The sequence below is a fragment of the Mycobacterium sp. genome, assembly GCF_049683935.1.
GTDB lineage: Bacteria > Actinomycetota > Actinomycetes > Mycobacteriales > Mycobacteriaceae > Mycobacterium.
Genome location: NZ_JBAUJR010000396.1, coordinates 1 through 8,167, shown reverse-complemented (window position 1 = coordinate 8,167; position 8,167 = coordinate 1). Strand labels below are relative to the sequence as shown.

Below are 8,167 nucleotides of genomic sequence, written 5' to 3'. Positions count from 1 at the left end.
CCGTCGGCGCGGGCCAGCGCCTGCCCGTCCAAGGAGCGGGCTCGGTCATGCCAGCCGAGTTGCCGCAGGAACGACGCCCGTGTGCTGAGAGCCAACGACGCGTAGGGGCCGCACCCCGCCAACCGGCACAGCGTGTCCAGGTCGGTGAACGCGCTCGCGTAGCGGCCCTGTCCGCCCGCGGCGACCGCGCGCAGCCACAGGTCGTGTGGAGTCATCGCGAGCGGCATCGGCCAGTGCCCCGGATTTCCACCGAACGCAATGTCTTCCAGCATCGGAGGGCGAGGCTACCAATAAGGATAGGTTTCTGAAATCGCCCGAGTTAACAATTCATGGTCGCCGTGTTAATTCCATGTCAACCGCCTACTGGGCACGGCTAATTGATCAGCCGACACAGCAGGAACTGATCAGCCAAAACAGCCATTTGAGTCGCGCGGCGGCAAAAGCCTGTAGCACCGAACTCATTGCCCGCAAGTCGGATCGATGAACGCGATGTAAATTCTCTTGCTGCGGTTATGCGGTTACGCACAGTGCCACCCTATTGACGGCAATTCCCAAGCCCTTCTACGTTGTGTGCACGAGAGGTCATCGGCGACTGAGCTCGGATCTGTTTCAACACTCACGCATTCGATGCGTACGCGAATCGGATGTGCAGAGAGGGGTTTTCCAATGCCACAGCCGCAACAGTTGCCTGGTCCGAACGCCGATATCTGGGATTGGCAGATGGCAGGCCTCTGCCGGGGAGTCGATTCCTCGATGTTCTTCCATCCCGACGGCGAGCGTGGCCGCGCTCGCGCCCAGCGCGAGATGCGGGCCAAGGAGATGTGCCGCCGCTGCCCCGTCATCACCCAGTGCCGCACCCACGCGTTGGGTGTCGGCGAGCCCTACGGCATCTGGGGTGGCCTCAGCGAGTCCGAACGCGAGCTGCTCCTCAAGCGTGGAATCCGCCGCACCGCCTGACCTTTCCCGGGGGCATCTACCCGCGAGTCCGCCCCAGGATGTCGAACGCCTGACCGATCAGGTCAGCCACGCTCGGAGGCGCGCCGTCGCCCTGCTGGCTCAGCTGCCAGTGCCTGATTCCTGCGCTACGCAGGGCGGCGACCGCGCAGCGGGCAAGCACCTGCATCTCGAACGCCTCGTCGTCATCCACTTCGCCGCCCGAACGCAATCGCTGCACCAGCGCGTCGGCGATCTCCTGCTCGAACCGCAACAACAGACCCGGGGCCGACTTCGCGAGCTTCGGACCCGGGGGCCCGTCTTGAAACAGCCATGACAGGTTCGGCCGCGTATCGCTGAGGCGGGCTGCCACAGCGAAGAACGCACCCTCGATGGCGGTGAGGGGGGCTTCCTCAGCCGGACGATGCCGGATCTCGGCGCCGAGTACGGGCAACCGCTCCTCGATGTCCTTGATCAGCAGCGCTTCCTTGTCGGAAAAATAGCGAAAGAAGGTCCGTTCGGTCACGCCGGCAGCGTCGGCGATGTCTCTGACCGTGGTGTTCGAGTAACCCTTGGCGCCGAAGAGGTCATCGGCTGCGCTCTGAATGGCGCCTTTGGTGGCGATCTTGTGTGCCTCACGCTTGCCGATGTCACCGGTCATAGGAGCACTATGACGGATTTTTCTCTAATCTGTCAGACATGACAGATTTTCAGGGAACGATCGCCGAGGACATCCGCGACTCCGTCCCGGACTGGGCGCCGTACCGCGCCGCCGCCGCGCCCGAAGGCGCACCCAATGTGCTCTACCTGCTGTGGGACGACATCGGTATCGCAACCTGGGATTGCTTCGGCGGCTTGGTCGACATGCCGAACATGAAGCGCATCGCGGACCGCGGCGTCCGGATGTCCCAGTTTCACACCACCGCCTTGTGTTCCCCGACGCGCGCCGCCCTGCTGACAGGACGAAACCCCACCACGGTCGGGGTCTCCTCGGTGGTGAACCTGGCGCAGGGCTTCCCCGGGCAGCACGGTCGCATTCCCGCGGAAACGGCACTCATGTCGGAGGTGCTCGCCGAGCAGGGATGGTCCACCTACGCCGTAGGCAAATGGCACCTCGCCCCGCCCGAAGACTGCCACGCGGCGGGAGCCCGCCGGTACTGGCCGCTGAGTCGCGGCTTCGACCGCTATTACGGCTTTCTCGACGGCATGACCGACCAGTGGTATCCAACCCTGGTCAGCGACAGCCGGCCGATCGATCCGCCGGCCACCCCGGAGCAGGGCTACCACCTATCAAAAGACCTCGCAGACAACGCTATCGGCTTCCTGCGCGACCACCGCTCGGCCGCGCCGGACAAACCGTGGTTCATGTATCTGTGCCCGGGGGCCGGGCACTCCCCGCATCAGGTATCCGCAGAATGGGCCGACCGGTACCGGGGCAAGTTCGATATGGGTTACGAGCGCTACCGCAGTGTCGCCCTGGCCAAACAGAAGAAACTCGGCCTACTCCCCGGGGATACCGAGTTGTCCCCGATGAACCCCTATGCAGATCGCACCAGTGCCGATGGGTTGCCCTGGCCCGAACACGACACCGTCACACCCTGGGATGCGCTGTCCGACGACGAGAAACGGGTGTCCAGCCGGATGGCAGAGGTGTTCGCCGGGTTCCTCAGCTACACCGACGAACAGATCGGCCGACTGCTGGACTATCTCGACGACACCGGCCAGGCGGACAACACGATCGTCGTCGTGATGTCCGACAACGGCGCCAGCGGTGAAGGCGGGCCTTCGGGCACCCTCGACGAGTTCGTACCGCTGAGAGGCGGCGCGAATTCCATTCCGGCACTGGAGAAATACGACGAGTTCGGCGGCCCGGGCACAAAGATGAACTACTCGAACGGCTGGGCCATGGCGTTCAACACGCCCTACAAGCTGTTCAAGCGCTACGCCTCCCACGAAGGCGGGATCGCAGATCCGTGCATCGTCTCCTGGCCTCGGGGCATCAGTGCCCGTGGCGAGACGAGCGATCACTACGTGCACGTCAGTGACATCACCCCCACGATCTATGACCTACTCGGCCTCGAGCCCGCCGCGGTTGTGAAGGGCATTGCGCAGAAGCCCTTCGACGGAGTGAGTTTTGCAGCGGCGCTGACGGATCCGACCACGCAAAGCAGCAAACGCACCCAGTTCTACTCCATGATGGGCACCCGGGCCATCTGGCACGACGGCTGGTTCGCCAACACCGTGCACCCGCCGACATCTGCGACACCGCAGCGCCCAGGCTGGTCGCAGTTCGGCAGCGATCAGTGGGAGCTGTTCGACATCAGCGCCGACCGGAGCCAGGCCCACGACCTCGCTGCCGATCATCCCGACAAGCTCGAAGACCTCAAGGCGCTCTGGCACTCAGAGGCATTGCGATACAACGCCTATCCGCTCAATGACCTCAGTGTGTTCGAGCTCATCGCACGTTTTGCCGCCGACGGGGCTGCGATTCCCAGCCGGGCGACCTTTTATCCGGACACACCCGCGGGCAACACACCACTCGGCGGACTCATCCGTGGGCGGTCGTTCACCCTCCGCGCGACTGTGTCGGTGGACAGCGAATCGGCCGAGGGGGTGTTGTTCTCCCAGGGCAGCCGCTCGGGCGGCCATGCGCTCTACGTGGCCAGAGGGCGGTTGCACTACGTCTGCAATTTCGACGGCATCGAACAGACCGTCGTGTCCGATGAGGCGATTGCACTGGGCCGGTGCACGTTCGGGGTGGAATTCCGGCGGACCGGCCCAGGCGAGGGGCCATTCGACATGATCGGTGACGTAGTACTCACCGTTGACGAGCGTACGGTCGGATCGCGCACCGCGGTGCGGATGGCCGGCTTCGATCCGATGCAAACCGTCTCAGCCGGCCGCAGCGTCGCATACTCGGTGTCGGCCGACTACGTGTCGCCCAACGCATTCCACGGCGGGGCGCTGGATCAGGTCACCATCGATTTCGCCGGCAATGGTGAGCGTGACCCCGACGCGGTCACTCGACTGGGGTTCGCGCGCGACTGATCCGATGGGGGAGCAACATCGAAACGTAGTGGCAAACCGAAGCCACTAATGGCCCACCGCCGGGTTGAGGCCGAAGACCACAGTCGGGGCTGACTTTCCCTTCAGAGCGTGTGCCCCTCGGTCAACGAGTCCGTGCGGTCGAGAAACCAGGGCGTCGACGGTGTGGCCAGAGAGAAGGATGGCGTCGCCGGTGGCCTTGGTGAGCTGCTCGACGCGGGCGGCCACGTTCGTCGTGTCGCCGATGAGGCCGAACTCGAGATGAGGTCCGCTGCCGATGGTGCCGGCGATCACCACGCCGGTGTTGATCCCGATGCCGATCCGAAGCTCACCCTCGAATCGCTCAGCGACCAAACGGTGAATCAGCACGGCAGCCCTCACCGCGGCGTCGGCATGATCCGCAAGATCATTGGGGGCGCCGAAGACGGCCATCGCGCCGTCGCCGAGAAACTTGTTGATGTGTCCTCGGGCGTCGACGACGGTAGGCACCATGATGTCGAACAGCGCGTTGAGCCGGGCGACGGTCTCCTCCGCGGTGTGCGTCTCGGCGTACGGCGTGAAGTCGCGGATATCGACGAACATCACGGTTACCTCGCGCCGTTCACCGGTGAACACGTCATCACCCTGTGCAAGTAGCCGAGCCGCCAGGGCCGGATCGACGTAGACGCCGAACGCTGCCTGAAGTCGTTGCCGCTCAGCCAATCCCGCCTGCATGCGGTTGAACGACGCCGCCAGCGCGCCCAGGTCGTCGTCCTGCACCACTGGCAGACGATGGCTGTAGTGACCGAGCGCGACACGTTCTGTTCCGTCGGCGAGGTCGCGGATCGGCTGCAAGTACGGTGAGGTCGTCACGACTGCCAGCTGCCCGGAGACGAGCATCAACGCGCCCCCGATCACGACGGAGATGGCGGGATCCTCTGGGGCGCGGTCGATCAGCGCTGACAGGATCGCACCCGCGGTGCCGAATGCGAACGCCACGGCGAGTGTGTACATCTTGGACCACATGGCGAATGTCGGGCGAGAGCGCGGTAGAGAGTCGCCGATACCGGTGTCGCCGGCGATGGCGGCTCTTGCCGGTCGCAGCGCCCCTTCGACGAAACTGTGCACACTGATGACCGCGATGGCCCCTCCGTACGCGGCACCGACGATCCCGTATTGAACGAGGCGCGATCCGGTCGCCCCTGCCATCGCACCGACAACAACCCCAAGCAGAGCAGCCCAGACCACATCGGTCACGATCGCCCGGGCAGTCAACCTGCGTGTGTACGTGAAGGTGGCTATCAGTGCCGTCATCGGATCGATCTTCTCGCCCGCTGCCCACCGTTCGAACGGGCGCACTCCTTTCGAACCGGGAAGAACCCACACAAAAACGCGTACCGCCAATGCGACAGCGGTGATGACGATCGCTTCGACGTAGCGGCCGGATCCCTCGAACGCGACGATGATCAAGGTGTAGCTGAGATAGACCACCAGACCCGGTGGATAAACGAGGACGCAGATCGCCCACGAATAACTCGGCCCGTACCGATCCCACACCCACTGGAAAATGCGGTCCATGCCGAATCAAAACACCCCCGGCCAGAAGGCCGGGGGTGTTTCGTTGGCACTACCTAGTGCGAGTGACCGTGGCCGTGCGAGTGGCCGTGACCGTCGTCCTCGGCGTCCGCCGGCTTGTCGACGATTGCCGTCTCGGTGGTCAGGATCATCCGGGCCACCGACGCCGCGTTGACCACCGCAGAGCGGGTGACCTTCACGGGGTCGATGACACCGTCGGCGAGCAGGTCGCCGTATTCCAGCGTGGCGGCGTTGAAGCCATGCCCTGCCGGAAGCTCCGACACCTTGTTCACCACGACCGAACCGTCGAGCCCGGCGTTGGTGGCGATCCAGTACAGCGGCGAGGCCAACGCCGAGGAGAACACGTCGACCCCGAGCGCCTCGTCACCGGACAGCGATTCGCGCAGCTTCGCCAGACCGGCACGGGCCTGGACCAGCGCCGCACCGCCACCGACGACGATGCCCTCCTCCACAGCGGCCTTCGCTGCGGAGACGGCGTCCTCGACGGCTTCCTTGCGCTTCTTCAGATCGGTCTCGGTGGCCGCGCCGACCTTGATGACGGCGACGCCGCCGGCCAACTTGGCTAGCCGCTCCTCGAGCTTTTCGCGATCCCAATCGGAGTCGCTCGCCTCGATCTCGGCCCGCAGCTGCGCCGCGCGGCCGTCGATGGCTTCCTTGGTGCCGCCACCGTCGACCAGCGTGGTGCTGTCCTTGTCGACGACGACGCGTCGCGCGGTACCCAGAATTTCGAGGCCAGCCTCACGCAGCACCAGACCCACGTCGGGGTTGACGACCTGGCCACCGGTCACGACGGCGAGGTCATCGAGGAACGCCTTGCGACGATCACCGAAGAACGGCGCCTTGACCGCAACGGCCTTCAGCGTTTTGCGGATCGCGTTGACCACCAGCGTGGACAGCGCTTCGCCCTCGACGTCCTCGGCGACGATGAGCAGCGGCTTGCCACTCTCGGCGACCTTCTCCAGCAGTGGCAGCAGGTCCGGCAGCGAGCTGATCTTCTCGCGGTGCAGCAGCACCAGCGCGTCCTCGAGGACGGCCTGCTGGGCATCGAAGTCGGTGACGAAGTACGCCGACAGGTAACCCTTGTCGAACCCGACGCCGTCGGTGATCTCCAGCTCGGTCAGCAGTGTCGAGGATTCCTCGACGGAGACCACTCCGTCGTGGCCGACCTTGGTCATCGCCTCGCCGACGAGCTCGCCGACCTCGGCGTCGCGCGAGGACACCGTGGCCACCTGCGCGATCGACTTCTTGTCGGTGACGGGCGTCGCGCCGGCCAGCAGCGCCTCGGAAACCGCATCGGCGGCCTTCGCGATGCCGGCACCGAGTGCGATCGGGTTGGCACCGGCGGCGACGTTGCGCAGACCGGCCTTGACCAGTGCCTGAGCCAATACGGTCGCGGTGGTGGTGCCGTCACCGGCGACGTCGTTGGTCTTGGTGGCCACCGACTTCACCAGCTGTGCGCCGAGGTTCTCGAACGGATCCTCGAGGTCGATCTCACGGGCGATGGTCACGCCGTCGTTGGTGACGGTCGGCCCACCGAATGCCTTGGCGAGCACCACATGCCGGCCACGCGGGCCGAGGGTCACCTTGACCGCATCGGCGAGCTTGTCGACGCCGGCCTCCATGGCGCGACGCGCTGTTTCGTTGAATTCAATCTGCTTGCTCATAAGTTTCTTTCCCTAAAGGCGGGTATGACGCGCACCGCCCCGGACATCACCCGTATGGGGGAACGTCCGGGGCGGAGCACGATATTGCTTACTTGGAAACGACAGCCAGCACGTCGCGCGCCGACAGGATCAGGTACTCCTCGTTGTTGTACTTGATCTCGGTGCCGCCGTACTTGCTGTAGATCACCACGTCGCCCTCAGACACGTCCAGGGGAATCCGCTTCTCGCCATCCTCATCCCAGCGGCCGGGGCCTACTGCGACGACGGTGCCTTCCTGCGGCTTCTCCTTGGCGGTGTCGGGGATGACCAGACCGGATGCGGTCGTGGTCTCGGCCTCGTTGGCCTGAACGAGGATCTTGTCCTCGAGTGGCTTGATGTTCACGCTCGCCACGATGGAGCCCCTTCACTCATGTTGGTGTATGTATTCGGCGGCCGATGACCGCCCTCGCGCCGTCGTCGCGGGTGCCGACACAGGGGTTGAACCGACTGCCGCCTAGCACTCTATACACGCGAGTGCTAACACTCAAGGTCGGGTCTGCCTCTGCGGGCGTCCGTCGGGACTGATCCTTATCCACAACCCTTCAGTAGTGGCCGCGGTTATCCACAAGCGGCGCCCCTGACCGAAAGTTTGAGTCAGTGGAGCCGGGTAGAATCGAACACATGTTCGAGTCGATGTTCGCCGGCGTGACTGAGGATGCGTTGGTGGGTGTGATCGAGGCTGCCGCGCGGGAGGAAGCGGCGGCCGGGGCGCGGAAGTTGGCCGCGATCGCGGAGTTGGTGGACCGCTGTGTCGATGAGGACGATGAGCGCGGCCGGTGGGCGTGTGATCCGTGGGATCACACCGCGGCGCGGGTGGCGGCGGCGTTGACGGTGGGCCATCGGCGGGCGTCGGGGCAGATGCGGATCGCGGTGGCGTTGCGGTACCGGTTGCCGAAGGTGGCGGCACTGTT

Annotated in this window: 7 protein-coding genes and 1 pseudogene; 3 read left to right on the top strand and 5 right to left on the bottom strand. The window is 64.9% G+C overall.

The annotated features are described in order from the left end of the window. Positions 1–272 (bottom strand): annotated as a pseudogene (locus tag WA965_RS22575) (hypothetical protein); the annotation flags it as partial. Positions 273–666: 394 nt separating this feature from the next. On the opposite strand from WA965_RS22575, the gene WA965_RS22570 reads away from it, so the two are divergent. Next, entirely contained in the window at positions 667–957 is a 291-nt protein-coding gene (locus tag WA965_RS22570) for a WhiB family transcriptional regulator (protein WP_178358884.1), read from the top strand. A gap of 16 nt (positions 958–973) precedes the next feature. On the opposite strand, the gene WA965_RS22565 is transcribed toward WA965_RS22570, so the two are convergent. After that, entirely contained in the window at positions 974–1,594 is a 621-nt protein-coding gene (locus tag WA965_RS22565; protein ID WP_526302648.1) for a TetR/AcrR family transcriptional regulator, read from the bottom strand. 38 nt (positions 1,595–1,632) lie between these two features. Here WA965_RS22565 and WA965_RS22560 point away from each other — a divergent pair, with 38 nt between their 5' ends. Beyond that, positions 1,633–3,981 carry an arylsulfatase gene (locus WA965_RS22560; RefSeq protein WP_526302646.1) on the top strand — a complete coding sequence of 783 codons (2,349 nt, stop codon included), beginning with the start codon at positions 1,633–1,635 and terminating at the stop codon, positions 3,979–3,981. A gap of 45 nt (positions 3,982–4,026) precedes the next feature. Here WA965_RS22560 and WA965_RS22555 read toward each other — a convergent pair whose 3' ends face one another. The 3 genes from WA965_RS22555 to groES all read right to left on the bottom strand — a co-directional run bounded on the left by WA965_RS22555 (position 4,027) and on the right by groES (position 7,608). Next, positions 4,027–5,535: an adenylate/guanylate cyclase domain-containing protein gene (locus WA965_RS22555; RefSeq protein ID WP_526302644.1), complete on the bottom strand. Its 1,509-nt coding sequence runs from the start codon at positions 5,533–5,535 to the stop codon at positions 4,027–4,029. A 53-nt stretch (positions 5,536–5,588) separates the two neighbouring features. Further along, a complete protein-coding gene (gene groL, locus WA965_RS22550) occupies positions 5,589–7,217 on the bottom strand; it encodes a chaperonin GroEL (RefSeq protein ID WP_526302642.1) in 1,629 nt (542 codons plus the stop codon). 88 nt (positions 7,218–7,305) lie between these two features. After that, positions 7,306–7,608, bottom strand: a complete 303-nt coding sequence (gene groES / locus WA965_RS22545; RefSeq protein WP_048630140.1) for a co-chaperone GroES — start codon at positions 7,606–7,608, stop codon at positions 7,306–7,308. A gap of 269 nt (positions 7,609–7,877) precedes the next feature. Here groES and WA965_RS22540 point away from each other — a divergent pair. After that, a partial coding sequence (locus tag WA965_RS22540) for a DUF222 domain-containing protein (RefSeq protein WP_526448097.1) occupies positions 7,878–8,167 on the top strand: 290 nt, incomplete at its 3' end.

Excerpts from the sequence above, each read along its gene's own strand:
- WA965_RS22570 (WP_178358884.1), top strand. The coding sequence starts at position 667 with ATGCCACAGCCGCAACAGTTGCCTGGTCCGAACGCCGATATCTGGGAT.
- WA965_RS22565 (WP_526302648.1), bottom strand. The coding sequence starts at position 1,594 with ATGACCGGTGACATCGGCAAGCGTGAGGCACACAAGATCGCCACCAAA.
- WA965_RS22560 (WP_526302646.1), top strand. The coding sequence starts at position 1,633 with ATGACAGATTTTCAGGGAACGATCGCCGAGGACATCCGCGACTCCGTC.
- WA965_RS22555 (WP_526302644.1), bottom strand. The coding sequence starts at position 5,535 with ATGGACCGCATTTTCCAGTGGGTGTGGGATCGGTACGGGCCGAGTTAT.
- groL (WP_526302642.1), bottom strand. The coding sequence starts at position 7,217 with ATGAGCAAGCAGATTGAATTCAACGAAACAGCGCGTCGCGCCATGGAG.